Origin of the sequence: Natronococcus roseus, assembly GCF_043677095.1 — an archaeon.
GTDB classification, from domain to species: domain Archaea; phylum Halobacteriota; class Halobacteria; order Halobacteriales; family Natrialbaceae; genus Natronococcus; species Natronococcus roseus.
The window spans coordinates 140,319-155,861 of the sequence record NZ_JBHLJR010000005.1 but is presented as its reverse complement, the minus strand read 5'-3'; the positions used below and the strand labels follow the sequence as shown (position 1 = coordinate 155,861).

Below are 15,543 nucleotides of genomic sequence, written 5' to 3'. Positions count from 1 at the left end.
GGGTTAACAAAGCGTCTTCCGGTCCCGGGGTCGGTACTCATGAGCGTACTCGAGAGCCTGCTTTCCGACCGCCGTCGGCCGGCAACATCGGACGTCGACGCGGCCTCGGCGACCGAGTCGTCGGTCACCAACGTCCTCTCGTTTGATCTCGAACACTGGTACACTGCCACCCTACTTCGCGACGAGGTCCGTGCACCGACCGGCCGGCTCGAGGAGTCGGTCCGTCTCGTTTGCGAACTCCTCGATGCCCGCGACGTCCGGGCGACGTTCTTCGTCGTCGGCCAAGTCGCAGCCGAGTATCCCGAACTCGTCCGAGCCCTCGCCGAGGACGGGCACGAGATCGCGACCCACGGTCACACCCACACGCCGCTGTTCGAGCTCACGCCCGGCGAGTTCGAAGCCGAACTGGCTGACAGCGCCGACGCGATCGGCGAGGCGACCGGAACCCGTCCGATCGGCTTTCGCGCCCCGAATTTCTCGATAACGCCGAAGACTCGATGGGCGTTCGACGTTCTCTCGGAGTCGGACCTTCAATACGATTCGAGCGTCTTTCCGGTTCGGACGCCGATGTACGGCGTCTCGAGTGCGCCGGTCCGACCGTACCGCGTCGCCGTCGACGACCCGTTCTCGGTAACGGCAACAGGAACCGATCTACTCGAGTTTCCCCTGGCGACGTTTCATCCGACGTTACGAATCCCGACCGCGGGTGGCTTTTACGCCCGTCTACAACCGACGTGGCTGCTACGACGCGGGATCCGGAACCTCAACCGACGCGGGATTCCCGCGACGCTGTACTTTCATCCGTGGGAGTTCAACCCTGCCGTCGAGACGATCGAGCCGCCGGGACACAAACGACTTGTCAGCTTTCACGGTATCGACACGCTGGCGGGAAAACTCGACTCGCTGCTGGCGTTGTTCGAGTTCGACACCCTCGAGCAGCGGCTGGACGACTACGATGGCAGGTCCACGAGTCGGGAGAGGCGGAACCGAACCAGTGGATGAACTGCACCGGAATCACGACGCGGTCGTCGTCGCCGATGGCTCGCCTTCGATCGCCGCAATCGTTCGACTCGCTGTCGGCCGCACAGTTCGGCTCCGGACCGTCAGTCGTCTTTGCTCGGGGCCGGAAGGGATCGGTTCGATCTAAGCAGTGCGAGTCCCCGCTCGATCTCGCTTCGCCGAATCGCACCGGTCAGCACACATATCCCGACGAACAGCACGGCGCCGAGGGGCGGAACGACGACGAGTGCGAACAGTCCGGGAACGATCGCCGCCAGTCCGCCGATCGCGAGGCTTCCGAGCACACAGACGAGCGCGAACCGGAGGAAACCGACGTCCCGAAACGGGTCGTACCCCATCTCTCGAGCGATCGCGGTCTGTGCGACCGGCAACATGCTGTAGCCGATCGTCGTCGCGACCGCGGCCCCGAGGATACCAAATCTCGGGATCAACAGAGCGTTCAACGCAACGTTTCCAACCGCAACGATTCCGGTCGCGATGATGAGCGGGCGCACCTCTCCTTTCGCCTGCGTGATAACCAGCATCGGCCGTGCGGCCGCGAACCCGATCGTCCCGGGGATCAGTATGAGAAGCGGGAGTATCGTCGGCTCGAACTCCGCTCCGAAGTACAGCGGCACGAACGGATCGGCGAGTGCGGCCAGACCGATTCCCAACAGCGTGCTGAACAGGAGGATGTACCGCGTCGTTCGCGAGGCGATACGGTTGATCTCGTCGAGATCGTTCCGCCGCCAGTGATCGGAGACCGACTGGATGAGCACGTCCTGGACCGACTGCGGGACGAGCCACAGAAATCCGACCAGTACAAGCGCCGCTTTGTAGAAGCCGATCTGTGACTCCGGAACGAACACCGTAGCCATGAGGACGTCGATGTGGTAGAGCGACGTGAGCAGGAAGATGAAGACGATCGATTCGTTGTTGAACGTAAGCAGTTCCCGCCGCGGGAAGTCCTGTGCGGCCGATCGAACTACTGCGCCGAGCTCGAGACGTTTTTCGACGTAGTACAGGCCGATGGCGAACCCCACGAGGCTGGCGATCACGTGGGCCGACACCACACCGGTAACCCCGTAGCCGAACCACGCGAGCCCGATCGCCAGCGCCGCGAACAGTCCTTCGTAGCAGACGCGGATCGGTTCGGAGAGCCGCTCGAGTTGCAGTCCCATCAGCGATCGGAGGACGTACTCGCGGGCCTGCAACGCGATCAGGTAGGCGCCGATGAGATAGAAGTACGTCCTGTACTCCGGTCCCAGTACGCCGTCGATGAGACCGCTGGCCGCGACGAGCATGAAAATCGACGCGCCGATAACCGAAAGGAAGAGACCGAGGCGGAAGTAGTAGGCGAACACCTGCGACTTCCACCCCGGGAACTCCCGGGACTCGCTCAGATACTTCTTCGCTCCGCTGTTTACGCCCGACGTGATGAGTATCTCGGTGATGCTGAACACCGCAATAACCGTCGCATACACCCCGTAGCTCGATGCGCCGAGGAGACGCGTCAACGCCGGGGCCGTGATCGCTCCGAAGATCACCAACAGTAGCTTCGCGGACATAACGGACGCGAACGCAGACGTGAACGATCGCGTCATCGGAGTCGGTGATGGATCGTTCTCAGAGACTCGACGCGCTCCCCGATCTGGACCTGGTGGGACGGTTCCATCAGATCGGACAGTTCGTCGACCGTTCGCCGGACCGCCCGTGTTCGACGATCCCGACTCGTTCCGGTATGGAGCGCGAGCGCCGTAGTAATCACGTCACGGTGTGACTCGTTCTGAAAGTAGTTCTGAAGGGTTAATTCCCGTTCTCGGCGCACCGCGTCACCGACGACGCCTCGAATTGCCCGATCGAGTGCGAGTCGTGGATGGGTCCCGAGGGATCCGGTTCGACCGGTGCCGTAATCCTCGAGGTGCCGGTCATAGCGCTCGAGAAAGACGCGGTTCGCGATCACCTGCCAGTACCTCTCGTAGCCATCGGCCGCGTTCAGTATCTCGGTACTGTCGGTCAGGTATGCGCGACAGTCCACGGACGATCGCTCCGACCGTAGCTCGGTCACCTTCCCATCGCGGTGCTCCGCGGGAGCGATTCGGACGGTAGTAAGTTCGTCGCCGACGCCCTCGAGTTCGAGCGCGAGCGTCCAGTCGGGTTGTCCGTCGGTGCACATCAACCAGTTTCCCAGACTGTAAACGATCGGTGAGCCGTCGTGGTGCTCCCACCCCTGGGGAGTGTGAGGGTGGTGACCGACGACCACATCGGCTCCGGCGTCGACCAACGATCGAAGGTGTCGACGCCACGACGGCGGCGGGAGCGGAACGTACTCGATACCCCCGTGAACGGATAACACGACGACGTCGAACGCTTTCGAGGCACGCTCAATGCGACCACGAATTCCCGGGGCGCGGATCCACCCCGTACCCGGTTCGCCGCGGGTCGCAACCCCGAACTCCCGTTCGCACAGCGAAAAGAGCGCGATCGTGACGTCGCCGACCGATAGCTCAAGCGGCTCGATCGCGTCGGCCTCCGTTCGTCCCCATCCGACCGTCCGGAGACCCGCCTCGTTGCAGACGTCGATCGTCCGTCGTACGCCGTCGACGCCGTAGTCCATCGCGTGGTTGTTGGCGAGCGAGACCGCATCGAATCCGCACTCGCTGAGCATCCGTGGCGTGTGGTCGTCGATCGAAAGCGCCGGCCCGTACTTCGGGATCGGGTCCCCGACGGGAATCGGTGCCTCCAGGTTCGCAACGGCGAGACTGTTCGATTCGATCCGTTCTCGGAACGAGCGATCGATCGGCCGATTCGTCCACCAGTCCGAGGCGAGCTGGCAATCGCCGGCGAAAAAAAGCGACCAGGAGTCGGTCGCGGATCCGGTGATCGACGGGAGAGCTGATCGGATATCCATAGGGTTCCCCACCCACGACCAACCATTTACCCTTTGGCGTGGTAGGAGGGCCAATGGTAGGGATTTGTGGCAGTTTCGGTAGCGGCCGGTCCAGCATCGAACCCCTCGCCGACGCACTCTTGCAGTACGAAAGTGAAGACGTGACCCGGTACGATGGCGACGACGCGTCCGTCCACGTCGCCCTCCACGCCGAACACGACCAGCCCGCACGCGCGGCCGGAGGGGACGTTCTGCTCTGGGTGTGGGGAGAACTGTACGGATTCGACGGACCGGACGGGTACGTCCCCCGAACCAGGGCGGCACCGAACCGATCGGACGCCGAGTACTGTGCCGAGTTGTACGATCGGTACGGTCTCGGGTTCGTTCACGGGTTGAACAGCGAGTTCGCCGGCATCGTCTACGACCGCCGCGATCGGACGGTTTCGCTGTTCGTCGACCGACTCAGCTCGAGACCGCTGTTTTATGCGCGAACCGAGGACGGGGGGCTCGTCGTCTCGACGCTCGTGCAGTCGGTCGCCGACCACCCGGCCGTCGGAACGGCTCTGGATCTCGAGGCGCTCTGTGAGTTCTTCGCGTTCGAGCGAGTGTTGGGCGTGAAAACGCCGTTCGAAGGAATCGAGAGTGTTCATCCCGGCTCGGTGCTTACGTACGACGTTTCCGGCGATACGTACACAACGGATACCTACTGGCGGCCGGAGTACAGGCCCCGCGAGCGACCGTATTCGCAAGTGGTCGACGAGTTCATTACTCTCTTCGAACGAGTAATGGGGGAGCGAATCGATGACGACGAACGGTACGGACTCCTGTTGAGCGGCGGAAGTGACTCACGCCTGCTGCTGGCCGCCCTCAAGGACGCGACCGACGTCGTCTGTTATCACATGAACGAGTATCCAAACGCCGAGGCGACGGCCGCGCGTCGAGTCGCCGACACCGCGGGCGTCGAGTTCGAGTTCCTCCGGCGTGGAACCGACTATCAGGCGGCGCTCCTCGAGCGGAGCGCACCGCGGTCGAACTTCGCCAGCTGGTTCGATCAGGCGCACACCGCTGGGTTCTCGGAGCGACTCCGCGACGAGCAGGATATCCTTTTGACCGGGCTCTACGCTGACACGCTCCTGAACGGGTTCTTCACACCTCAGCGCACGATCGAGCTCCCCGCTCTCGGCTGGGAGGTAGAGCTGCCGTACGAGACCGACGTCCATACCGTTCGCGAACTCGCCGATCGGCTCGTGGCGATCGACAGAGGGACGGGGATCCCGGAGTTCGTAACGGTAGAGACGACGCCCGAAGCCTGTATCGCGAACAATCTCAAGCTGAAAGGGAACACTGTCACCTCTCACGGTGTTGAGTATCCGTCCTTAACGAAGCTGGTGGAGTACCAGAACTACCCTCTCTCGAGCGACGGAGCGTTCCTGATGTACGAGACCCTCTACCGGACGCTCCCGACGCGGGATCCCTTCCTCGACAACCGGCTCGTCGAGTTCGCGCTTCGGCTCCCGACGTCGGTCCTCTTCCGCCGGAATCTCGTCAACGATGGGCTCACGCGGCTCGCCCCGGATCTCGCGGCCGTTCCGCATCCCGAAACGGGGATCGGGCTCCAGCACCCGTGGGTGATGGAGTATCTCCTGACGTACGTCACCGGCCTGCGAGACGAACTGTTCGCGTCCGAACCCCATCCCGGGCCGTGGACGAATCGAGCCGTGGCGATTCGGGAGAGCGACTTCGTCATCGAGACCATCCGGCGACACGAGTCGACGATTCGGAACTGTCCGTTCCTCGATTACGACGGGATCGTCGAGTGCTACCGCGAGCACCTCGCCGGTGCCGACAGGATGCCGGCGCTGTATCCGCTGGTAACGATCCTTGAGGCGCCGGCGTTGAGACGGCGCCTCGCACGACCGAGTGTCGAGCCGCTTCCTATGGATCCGACGGGTAACTGATCGCTACTCCCCCTCGGGTTTATGCACACCTTCGTGGTCCGTGCGCTATGCCCGTTCGATCGGCTGTCGTCGGCTGTGGAATCGCCGGTGAGATTCACGCGGATCTGCTCGACCTCCATCCGTCCGCGGAACTCGTCGCACTCTGTGATACGGACGTCGACCGATTGCGGGCGGTCGAGATCGACTCGCCGGCGACGAGGTACGCGGATCTCGAGCGTCTGCTCGAGGACGAGACGCTCGACTCGGTTCACGTCTGTACGCCGGTCCACACCCACGCCCCGATCGCGACCAGGACGCTCGAGGAAGGAATCGCGACGCTCATCGAGAAGCCGGCGGCACCGAGTACGGAGGCCGTCGAAGAGATGATCGACGCCGCGAAGCGAAACGAGACGCCGGTGTCGGTCGTTCACGACCGCAAGTTCTCGCCGGAGATTCAGCGGGCGCGGCGGAAGGTTCGACGCGGAGAGATCGGGGACGTGGTTTCGGTGACCATGCTGTACTCCGAGCCGCTGGATCTCTACGAGCCGACCCGCGGCGACTGGGTGTTCGATCTTCCTGGCGCCGAGATCGGCGAGGGACTCGTCCACCAGGTGTATCTACCGCTGACGTTCGTCGACGGTCTCGGCGACATCGCCTGCGTCTCGAAACAGAACTTCGCCGGGTACGACGACTCGATCGATTTCGACGGCGTCGCCATCGAAATGACCGATTCGCCGGGAACTCGGCTCATCACGACGAAAGTAAGTACGAACGCCGTACCGAAACACGCACTCGAGATCCACGGCACCGACGGGGAGCTGGTCGTCGACTTCCGGCGATACGGCGTCTTCGTCAATCGAGATCACCCGTTCGATCCCACGCCCGCAACGGTGCTGCTCGGCAACCTGGATCTGGCCGCACAGCTGCTTGGAAACCTCGCACGAAACGTCCTGACGTACGGCAACCTCCTCCGACTTCGCCGGAAGGGTGAGGTCAGAGGCTGGGCGAACACGGGTCACTACCACCAGGTCGACGCCTACCTCGAGTCACTCGAGGCTGGCGTCCAGCCGCCGGTGCCCCTGGAGGACGCCAGAGATACGATCAGAGTGCTCGAGGCCGTCGGGTCGCGGACCGGACCCTCGGTCAACGCGTAGCCTCTCGCAGCCGGCTGGCGATCGAGGTCGCGCGACCGACGGCGTTCTTGCGCTGGTAGCGGACGTACTCCCGCCAGTCGGGAGCGGTGTAAACCGGTCCGAGCGGTTCTATCGGCTCCGGTTCGAACGAGTCGTCCTGCAACCGCTCGACGCCGGTCGCCAGGAAGCCGATCGAACGGGTACAGAGCCGGCGGTGTACCTCCCGCCAGGTGGTCGCGTCGCTCACGTCGATCTCGTCGTAGACGACGATCCGACCGCCGTCGAGCTCCTCGGTGAGCTGCTGTAACATCAGTCCGGCGGTCTCCCGGCCGTGCATGAACTCCCAGAATCCCGGGGGGCCGCCCCGGTACTCGCGGGGATCGTCGTGGTGGTAGCTCACCACGCCGTGCGTCGTCGCGGTGAGGACGTCACCTTTGACGATCCCGAACCCTCGTCGGAAGACCAGGTCGGCGCGTTCACCGATCCGTTCGACGACGTCGTCGGGTAGCGCGACGCCGAACTCCCCGACGGGCTCCGGAACGCAGTAGATCCGAGGGGCGTTCTCCAGCCCGTCGATCTCGCGTATCGGTCGCTCGCGTCGGTACGCCGGAACCCCCGCGATCGCGTCGAGAATCGCCCGTCCGCCGATGATGCGCGCCCAGTGGGGCTTTTCGCGAACGCGACGGAGGAGATCGATCGGCGATCCGTCAGGTCGATCGTCGACGACGGCGAGGACGACCTCCGCGTTCGTCTCCGCGACCATCCGTTCGATCGCCCGGGCGGCCCACTCGGTCGTCGACTCGCCGTCGAACAGGATACAGACGCGAAGCGGGTCGTCAGTTCCGGTGGTCATGATCGCGCCGTCTGGACGGTGTCTGACCGTCGAAGCTCGATCTCACCGTTTCGGGTCGCTTCCGCGATCTGTTCGGTTTCGGGACGCCGTAGGTGGCCGTTCATGAGCACCACGCCCAACCACGGTGGCGCAATTAAATCCCTGCTGCCCGATTGCCCCGTTGTATCGGATTACCCGCGTTTCGAACGGCCAATCGGACGTTTCGCCGTTAACCGAGTTCGTGGACGGTACCGTCCGGATCCTTGTACTCAACCCGCTCGTCGGTCTCGTCGAAGTACAGCGTGTCGTCGGGCGCCGCCGTGTCGTCCTCGTACTTGGCGAGGGTCCTGAGGTCGCTCCCCTCGAGATCGACGTACCCCTCCCCGGTCGAGAGGGTCGGGTTCTCGGCGGCGTCGAGGAACTGCTGGGACCCCTCCGTTCGGACGAGCCGCCGGTTTCCTTCGAAGTCGACGTGAACGATCTCGCCCTCGTTGTCGTGTTCGATCGTCTGCCCCTCGACGAACGGCCGCTCCTCGTCGCTCGAGATCGTCTCGAATGTGTTCCGTCCCCAGTCGAGGTTCTCGCCGCTGACGATCCGTACGTCGTCTCCGTCGAACTCCTCGATCGTGTTTCCCTCGAACCGGACGCTTGCGGCGTTATCGACGCTGATCCCGTCGCCGGAACCGTCGACGCCGCGGAACCAGCAGGCGGCGACAACTCCTCCCTCGTATCCCTGCCCCTCCGACCGGTCGCCGAGCACGAAGCCGTGACCGCGCGCGTTCTCGACACCACAGTTGAGAACCAGATTGTTGAATCCGTCCCGGACGCGAAACGCGGCGTCGTCGGTTTCGTCTGCAGTGCAGTTGATGAGCGTCGAGAGGTGGAGCGCGTCGGCGTCGAGAATCCCACTGCCGCGCTCGTCGCCGGTCCCGGTAACGCGGCAGTTTAGCATCGTCCCCCAGGCCGGATTGACCTCGCCGGAGCGGTCGATCCGAACGAGGTAGCCGCCGACGTTCCGTGCCGTGAGATGGAACAGCCTGAAGTTGTGGATCGTCTCGCCGACGAGCACGTCCCCGCCGACGTCTCGGCAGGAAACGTTCTCGAACCGGGCGTACGGCGCGTACGTCCCGAGGTCGAACACCGCTGCGCCGTCCGTTCCGTTCCCGTCGACGTGTAGGTCGAGGACGGCGAGGCTCTTGATGCCCGACTCCGGAAGCGAGACGACGGCGTCGTCGGTTTCCCGCCTGATCGTCGTTCCCGCCGCCCCGACGTCGCCGGTCAGCGCTTCGGGCGATCGGTGGCCGCTCCCTCGAACCGTCACGTTGTCGTAGGGAACCTCCAGCGACTCGTCCGCCTCGTAGACGCCTCGGCGAAGCTGCACCGTCACCCCGGGTTCGTCGATCGCGTCGTTGATCCCCGCGACGCCGTCTTCCGGTGCCGGCGTTCGGACTGTGTTCACCGACTCGCTCTCGAGCGAGGAAAACTGCGGCTCCGGCCCCGACGTGACGGCGGGTCGCCACTCCGAGCCGTCGCCGAGAAAGACGTTCTCCGTGTCCGTGGCGAAGAACTTCGTTCCGGGCTCCGGCTCGTACGTCTCGAGATTCGTCTCGGTGTCGCGAATTTCGACGTCGGCGTCGATCGTTCGAAAATTCTCGTTCAGTAGCGTATCCCAGTCTCGCGTTCCCCTCTCGGGGGTGTGGTAGTCGTGATTGTCTGTCATTGAATTTCGTCCTCCGTACCGCCGCAGTGGGTAATGGGTGGCCGGCCTACGGGGAGCGCCCAGATCAATGTACGCGACACTTCGTGGCGTCAACGGGCCGTTTCCGGCCGACGTTCGGACTATTGACCGTCGGACCGCGTGCCGCCGTAGCCGTACTCCCCGTAGCTCTGTACGTCGTCCTCGAGCGACCCTGAGTCGTCGGCTCGCATCTCGACCGCAATCGCCTCGCCGCCGTAGCTGAACCGGACCGGTCCCGGACCCAGTAACGCGACGGAACCGGCGCCGATCACCGCTCCGCCCAACGCGACGGTACACAGGATCGCCCGACGGGAGATCGGCCCGGACCGTGAGCTCCCCTCGGTCCGCTTTCGAAGAGTCATAGCCCTCCCGTCCCGTGCGGTGACACGTTGACCTGGGTGGAGGCGTCGATTCGACCGTCGGCAGCGGCCGTTGATTCCCCGGTCACGGTTCCGATCCTGCGTTCGCGTCCGTTCGGTGCTCGTAGATCTGCATCTCCCCGTTGTCGTAGACCAGCTCCGTCGACTCGAGGTCGGCGATCGCGGATTGTTCTCGCTCGGTCAGCTCGCCGATCGTGGGATCGTCGTTGACCGCCCGTTCCCTGATAACTACGTAGCCGTCTTCGAACGGCGGAGTGTGGTCCGGCGTATCGGCAAAGAGGTGGGTCTTCGTCTCTCCATAGTCGGGCGGAACGACGGCCCTGAACAGCTGATTCGTTCGCCTGTCGGTGTAGACGTCGACCGAATCCCCTCCGGTTTCGGCGGCTGGCTCGAGCGACTCGCGCTGTTCGAGCCACTCGAGGGCCTCGATCTCCTCGTCGGTGTATGCGAAGTCGGAAACCTCATCGTCGAACGTGAAATCGGTAGGTTGGCCGACGAGCTGGGGAACGGCGCCGACGTTGATGGAAAAAATCACCAACAGCAGCGCCACGATCGGTCCCCATTCGACGGATCGTCGGACGCCCCGGAGAGCGGAGTAGAGCGTCCCGTAGCCGAGAACGACGAACGGCCCGAGAACGAGCATCGTAATCTGGAAGACGCGGTCGGCATCGAGATCGTGGATCGCGACGGCCGAGACGCCGAGGAAGAAGTACAGCGGGATCGCGAGACAGACCAGCGAACTCGCCGCGGCCGAGGACGCGCCGCGCCACAGTTCCGCCCGGGTCCGACTCAGCAGCCCGATACCGGCGAGAGCGATTACACCGGCGTAGAGGTACGTCATTAGCCGCTCGAGCTCGGTCTGTTGTTGTCGGACCATTCCGGCGCCGGAGCCGCCGGAGAGGTACTCGAACTCAAGCGCGACGAGGTGCGAAACCTGTTCGAGAATCGACTCCGGGAGCGCCGCCAGCATCGCTATCAGCGGCGGAGAGATCGTCCAGTACCATCCGATCGCGAGCGCGAACAGGACGCCGACGAACGGAAGGGTGATCGTCCGCTCGGTCCGACGCCGGTCGATACTGGGCGAGAGACGGATCAGCACCGCACAGCCGGCCAGTCCGATGATAAACAGAAACGACGTCGCGTAGTGGGAGATGATCATCCCGAAGCCGAACAGGAGCGCGAACGTCGTTGCCCGCGGACCCGAGCGGTCGCTCACGAGCGCGAGAAGCAAGAGCGCGACGAAAAGTTCCGAGACGTGCTCCTTGCCGGGAGTGAAGTAGAACGTACCGTGATAGAACAGGAAAAAGAGACTCCCGAAGTACGCGGGAGCCGTTCCGAACGGATCGCGAACGAGGTAGTACACTGCGACGGGGAGCAACGCGACCAAACACGAGTAGACGACGGTAAACACGAACGTGAGATCGACACCCATGACCGTCGAGAAAACGGTCGGTGCCACGGTGACGAGTGGGACGGACGCGTTTTCTCCCGCAAAATCGACGGTCCAGTGGCCGATTTCCTGGTAGTGGGTTGCGAGATAGTAGTGGAGCTGCACGTCGGCGCCGACCAGCGACGGGGTGGCCAAGTTCCGGTGAAGCAGCGTCGAGAGGGCGATGGAGCCGATAGCGATCGGGTACCGTCGGCTCGGAATAACTCGGTACGAGAGAACGGCGACGCCGATCGCGACCGCGAGGACGTACATAAGCAAATTCTGTCGGTAGACGGCCCACGCGTGAGCGGCCGCGACGGCAAGCCCCGGCAGCGCGCCGAACAGGACGACGGTCGAGACGTCCCCTCGAGTGATCGAGAGTGGCGGGAGACAGATCGATCGGTGGCCGTACGTCGATACTGCGGCCAGTCCGAGGATCGCGAGGGTCAACGCGACGGGAAAGACGGGCTGGGACAGCGGCTGAACGAAGCGACCCACCGTCCACTCGAGTCCCACGATCAAGACGGAGACGAAGACGAGACCGAGTCCGACCGCGTACAACACGAACTCGCCGAACCCGTCCGTTCGGTCGAACAGCCCGTAGACGAAGATTCCGGGTACGATCGTGAGCAACACTACGCCGACGATCGACTGGACGACGAGGACGCGGTCGTCGACCGCCGTCCCGAGAACGCTCGCCCAGTAGACGCTCACCAGCACGACGACCGCGGCAGTGGCGGAGTGTCCCGGGAGCACGGTCGCTCCGTCGGATCCCAGATCGGCGACGACGCGTGCCGCCCGCGGATGAAGTGTCCCCGAGTCGTCGGTTTCGGTTCCATCTGTCATTTGAAAACTAGACGCCGAAGCGGATCGGGTCTCACTTTCAGGTCCTATCGATCCCTCCCGTGATGAATCTGATCTCACTACAGCCTGTACTACAGGCGCCCGTGAACGATCCGTTCGAACGACTCCTACCCAACTACCGATTTACCGACGTGAACGATCGACACGGCCCGACGGAAGTTCGTCCCACCCGGATTTACCGGGTGAACTACCGTCGGATATATGATGAGATCTGTCGGAAGCCCCGGCATGCAGGTCGAACGCGTTCACGATTCGGATCGGTGGAACCGGTTCGTCACTCGACACTCGGGACCGGTCTTCGATCTGTGGGAGTGGGGACGACTCTGCGAGCGGTACGGTCACGACGTTACGTATCTCGGTGCGGCCGAGGACGGTGACCTCTGTGGCGTCGTTCCCCTCGTTCACATGCGGAGTCGCGTCCTCGGCGATAAACTCGTCTCGATGCCCTACAGCGAGTACGGCTCTATCGTCCTCGCGTCGGAGGCGCCGCCCGAGACGACGAGCCGGCTGCTCGCGAGCGTTCGCGAGATGGCCGACGAGTTGGACGTCGCGTTCGTCAGCCTCCGCGGTCGTGATTTGACGAACGCCCCGACGGCCGGATTCGAACGGAAGCGTCGGTTCGTCACCTTCGAGATCGGGCTCGAGGACGGCGATTCCGACGCCGTCTGGGACGCGCTGGACAGCTCCCGTCGGGGACACGTTCGGACCGGACGGGAGAACGGTCTCACGGTGCGGCAAGCGACGTCGATCGAGGATCTACGCCGCTACTACGGCCTCTACCTCGACAACATGCAGAATTTCGGGACGCCCCCCCACTCGTTCGGCTTCTTCGAACAGCTGTGGTCGGAGTTCGGCGATCGGATGGACATCGACCTCGCCGAACACGACGGCTCGCTCGTCAACGGACAGATCGTGTTGTTCTCGAGAGACACCTGTTTCCACTGGGGGGCCGTCTCCGACCATGCACACCGCGACCTTCAGGGTGGAAGCCTACTCTTGTGGGATTCCCTCGAGCGGGCTGCCGAGGAGGACTACTCGAGTTACTCGCTCGGCCGGACGCGAGAGGGGACCGGCGTGTACTCCTTCAAGAAGAGCTGGGGGGGCAAGAAAGTCTGGTTCGACGACTACCACTACTTCCCGAGCGGAACGGTCACGCTTCCGAACCCGGACGACGAGACCTACGATCGACTCTCGGACACGTGGCAGCGACTCCCGAGACGGGCGACGAAGTGGATCGGACCGTCGATCCGGAAGAACATCAGTCTCTGATGGGCCGTTCACCCCGCACGCTGCTTCCGAACCGTCGAACTCGTCGGCCGACCTTCCGTAGCGCATCAAGCGCGAGCGAGCCGAGCAAAAACAGGGGCGTTCCGACCAACCCGGCTACCGGATACGGCGAAACGCCGATCTGGAGCGATCGGCGAAAGTACGCGAGCGCTCGCCGGTAACCGCCACGTCTGTGGTGGTAAAACCCTGTTAGAAAGTACATGTGCTTGTAGAAGATATACACGTACGGCCTCGCCTCGGGGATGCGATCGTCGACGAGGGACACGTACCGCTTTCCGCTCCGAAGGTAGAGCGCGGGATCGTCGATCGTCGTCGAGAGACTGCGCTCGTGGTATCGCACGTCGAACGTATCTTGCGTGAAACAGACGCCGGCGGTCGACGCCTCGAGCGCGAAGAGGTGATCCTCCCAACGCTCGAGGTCCTCGTCGAATCGCGTCTCGACCTGTTCGGTGTCGACGACGACTGAGGACATGATCTCGTTGAGTCCGCCGACGAACAGTTCATAGACGAAATCGTCCCGGGTCATCTTCGGCGCGTCCAGACAAAGTCCAGCACCCGTCGTTCGCATTCGTCGGAGCTGTTTCGACAATTTCTTTTCGCGCCAGAGATCGTCCGCGTCGAGGAAGGCGACGTACCGACAGGTCGCTCGCTCGAGACCGACGTTTCTGGCCGCTGCGGGCCCGTGCTCTCCCGGATCGCGTACGACGATGATCTCGGTCGGAACCGATTGTGTGGCCGCGGATCGCTTCGCGTCCTCGAGCATCTCGACCGGCGTGTACGTCGGGCCGAACGGAATAACGACGGAAACCGCGGGTTCCGTATGAGTCATTGCTGTGGCAGTGGTTCGTGGACGCCCCGGGATCATTTTGTTAGTTCGTCTAATACTCCGTGTAATCGGGCGTATACGCCGCCGAACCCGTTCGTAAACCGGCGCCGACTCGCACGGGTTGGCTCCGCAACGGCACGATACCGCATCCGGTTCCACGAGAAACTCCCGCCCCGCTCGCAACCGTCGATCGGGCGGAAAGCGCGATCCGAACGGTGTCGATTAACTAAGGGCCGCGGTCCGGTACCTCGAACCGATGAACCGAGCGGACCGACGTCGCGCCATCGTTCGGGAACGCGGTCGGCGCCTCTGTGACGGGTTGTTTCGTCGGACGGGACTGAAGCGACGGTGCCGTCCGAAGGGCGTTCGCTGTCCGATCGTCCTCTATCACGGCGTTACGGACGAACCAGGACCGTGGGACGTTACGCCGTCCCAGTTTCGTCGTCACGTCGACTGGCTGTCGGCGACGTTCGATCTGCTTCCGATCTCGAGGGCGATCGAGTGCTGGCGGAACGGGACGTTGCCCGCCCGCCCCGCAGTTATCACCTTCGACGACGGACTCGCGTCGACGATCGAATACGCCCTTCCGGTTCTGGAGGAGTACGGGATAACCGCGACCCACTACGTCATCCCGGGATTACTCGGCGAGCGCTTCGAGAGTAAGCCCGTGATGACACGAGACGACGCCGTCGGCCTCTACGATCAGGGACAGGAGATCGGCGCTCACTCCATGACCCACCCGGACCTAACCGTCCTTTCGGAATCGCGACTGCGAGCGGAGTTCGTCGAATCGCGACGTGCACTGGCGGTGCTCGTCGACGACCCTCCCCGCAGCTTCGCGTACCCGTCCGGCGCTTTCGACCGACGCGTCGCGAGTGCCGCCGCCGAAGCGGGATTCGAGACCGCGACGACGGTCGTCGCGTCCGACGTCGTCGACTTCGACCGCCCGTTTACGATTCCGCGCATCACCGTCATGCGCACACACGATCTCGAAACCCTCGAGTCGCTGGTATCCGGTAGCAGACGGTGGCAGAGGGTAGTTTCGTAGGCACTCTTCGCTCCGGCGAGGTCCGTCGACGTCGACGACGGTCTCGAAGCGACCTCTCTCCATTCTCCTGACCGGTCAAACGGTGAGGAGAGCGCTTTCATTACGCTTCGGGTCGAGAGGCAACCCCATGAGCTGCCGGAGAAGTCGCCGTCGAATCGTCCGTTTGACGAACGGTATCTG

General features: G+C 63.6%; 12 protein-coding genes. 5 read left to right on the top strand and 7 right to left on the bottom strand.

The window, feature by feature from the left end:
* Positions 1–39 precede the first annotated feature (39 nt).
* A complete protein-coding gene (locus ACFEMD_RS14790) occupies positions 40–1,002 on the top strand; it encodes a polysaccharide deacetylase family protein (protein WP_394741844.1) in 963 nt (320 codons plus the stop codon).
* 101 nt (positions 1,003–1,103) lie between these two features.
* Here ACFEMD_RS14790 and ACFEMD_RS14785 read toward each other — a convergent pair whose 3' ends face one another.
* Both ACFEMD_RS14785 and ACFEMD_RS14780 read right to left on the bottom strand, forming a co-directional pair.
* Complete coding sequence (locus ACFEMD_RS14785) at positions 1,104–2,567, bottom strand: oligosaccharide flippase family protein (protein WP_394741843.1); 1,464 nt, start codon at positions 2,565–2,567, stop codon at positions 1,104–1,106.
* Between the two features lie 32 nt (positions 2,568–2,599).
* Positions 2,600–3,910: a CapA family protein gene (locus ACFEMD_RS14780; protein ID WP_394741841.1), complete on the bottom strand. Its 1,311-nt coding sequence runs from the start codon at positions 3,908–3,910 to the stop codon at positions 2,600–2,602.
* 53 nt (positions 3,911–3,963) lie between these two features.
* Between ACFEMD_RS14780 and ACFEMD_RS14775 the strand changes: the two genes are divergently transcribed.
* Both ACFEMD_RS14775 and ACFEMD_RS14770 read left to right on the top strand, forming a co-directional pair.
* The gene (locus tag ACFEMD_RS14775; RefSeq protein ID WP_394741840.1) at positions 3,964–5,847 is read left to right on the top strand and encodes an asparagine synthase-related protein; all 1,884 of its coding nucleotides are present in this window, start codon (positions 3,964–3,966) and stop codon (positions 5,845–5,847) included.
* A gap of 47 nt (positions 5,848–5,894) precedes the next feature.
* On the top strand, positions 5,895–6,980 hold the full coding sequence (locus ACFEMD_RS14770) for a Gfo/Idh/MocA family protein (RefSeq protein WP_394741839.1): 1,086 nt from the start codon (positions 5,895–5,897) through the stop codon (positions 6,978–6,980).
* Here the strand turns inward: ACFEMD_RS14770 and ACFEMD_RS14765 are convergent.
* From ACFEMD_RS14765 to ACFEMD_RS14750, 4 genes are all read right to left on the bottom strand, one after another.
* The gene (locus ACFEMD_RS14765) at positions 6,970–7,812 is read right to left on the bottom strand and encodes a formyltransferase family protein (protein WP_394741838.1); all 843 of its coding nucleotides are present in this window, start codon (positions 7,810–7,812) and stop codon (positions 6,970–6,972) included. The genes ACFEMD_RS14770 and ACFEMD_RS14765 overlap by 11 nt on opposite strands.
* A gap of 208 nt (positions 7,813–8,020) precedes the next feature.
* The gene (locus ACFEMD_RS14760; RefSeq protein ID WP_394741837.1) at positions 8,021–9,511 is read right to left on the bottom strand and encodes a right-handed parallel beta-helix repeat-containing protein; all 1,491 of its coding nucleotides are present in this window, start codon (positions 9,509–9,511) and stop codon (positions 8,021–8,023) included.
* Positions 9,512–9,630: 119 nt separating this feature from the next.
* Positions 9,631–9,891: a hypothetical protein gene (locus ACFEMD_RS14755; RefSeq protein ID WP_394741836.1), complete on the bottom strand. Its 261-nt coding sequence runs from the start codon at positions 9,889–9,891 to the stop codon at positions 9,631–9,633.
* A gap of 82 nt (positions 9,892–9,973) precedes the next feature.
* A complete protein-coding gene (locus ACFEMD_RS14750; protein WP_394741834.1) occupies positions 9,974–12,184 on the bottom strand; it encodes a DUF2206 domain-containing protein in 2,211 nt (736 codons plus the stop codon).
* Positions 12,185–12,406: 222 nt separating this feature from the next.
* On the opposite strand from ACFEMD_RS14750, the gene ACFEMD_RS14745 reads away from it, so the two are divergent.
* Positions 12,407–13,471: a lipid II:glycine glycyltransferase FemX gene (locus ACFEMD_RS14745; protein ID WP_394741833.1), complete on the top strand. Its 1,065-nt coding sequence runs from the start codon at positions 12,407–12,409 to the stop codon at positions 13,469–13,471.
* On the opposite strand, the gene ACFEMD_RS14740 is transcribed toward ACFEMD_RS14745, so the two are convergent.
* Positions 13,461–14,318 (bottom strand): glycosyltransferase family 2 protein, encoded by an 858-nt coding sequence (locus ACFEMD_RS14740; RefSeq protein WP_394741831.1) that lies wholly within the window; start codon positions 14,316–14,318, stop codon positions 13,461–13,463. The genes ACFEMD_RS14745 and ACFEMD_RS14740 overlap by 11 nt on opposite strands.
* A gap of 253 nt (positions 14,319–14,571) precedes the next feature.
* Between ACFEMD_RS14740 and ACFEMD_RS14735 the strand changes: the two genes are divergently transcribed.
* Positions 14,572–15,363 (top strand): polysaccharide deacetylase family protein, encoded by a 792-nt coding sequence (locus ACFEMD_RS14735; protein ID WP_394741830.1) that lies wholly within the window; start codon positions 14,572–14,574, stop codon positions 15,361–15,363.
* The last annotated feature ends 180 nt before the right edge of the window (positions 15,364–15,543 follow it).

Bases quoted from the DNA above. Each gene is read 5' to 3' on its own strand.
- ACFEMD_RS14765 (WP_394741838.1), bottom strand. From the start codon at position 7,812: ATGACCACCGGAACTGACGACCCGCTTCGCGTCTGTATCCTGTTCGAC.
- ACFEMD_RS14790 (WP_394741844.1), top strand. From the start codon at position 40: ATGAGCGTACTCGAGAGCCTGCTTTCCGACCGCCGTCGGCCGGCAACA.
- ACFEMD_RS14770 (WP_394741839.1), top strand. From the start codon at position 5,895: ATGCCCGTTCGATCGGCTGTCGTCGGCTGTGGAATCGCCGGTGAGATT.
- ACFEMD_RS14735 (WP_394741830.1), top strand. From the start codon at position 14,572: ATGAACCGAGCGGACCGACGTCGCGCCATCGTTCGGGAACGCGGTCGG.
- ACFEMD_RS14785 (WP_394741843.1), bottom strand. From the start codon at position 2,567: ATGTCCGCGAAGCTACTGTTGGTGATCTTCGGAGCGATCACGGCCCCG.
- ACFEMD_RS14750 (WP_394741834.1), bottom strand. From the start codon at position 12,184: ATGACAGATGGAACCGAAACCGACGACTCGGGGACACTTCATCCGCGG.
- ACFEMD_RS14745 (WP_394741833.1), top strand. From the start codon at position 12,407: ATGAGATCTGTCGGAAGCCCCGGCATGCAGGTCGAACGCGTTCACGAT.
- ACFEMD_RS14760 (WP_394741837.1), bottom strand. From the start codon at position 9,511: ATGACAGACAATCACGACTACCACACCCCCGAGAGGGGAACGCGAGAC.
- ACFEMD_RS14740 (WP_394741831.1), bottom strand. From the start codon at position 14,318: ATGACTCATACGGAACCCGCGGTTTCCGTCGTTATTCCGTTCGGCCCG.
- ACFEMD_RS14775 (WP_394741840.1), top strand. From the start codon at position 3,964: ATGGTAGGGATTTGTGGCAGTTTCGGTAGCGGCCGGTCCAGCATCGAA.
- ACFEMD_RS14780 (WP_394741841.1), bottom strand. From the start codon at position 3,910: ATGGATATCCGATCAGCTCTCCCGTCGATCACCGGATCCGCGACCGAC.
- ACFEMD_RS14755 (WP_394741836.1), bottom strand. From the start codon at position 9,891: ATGACTCTTCGAAAGCGGACCGAGGGGAGCTCACGGTCCGGGCCGATC.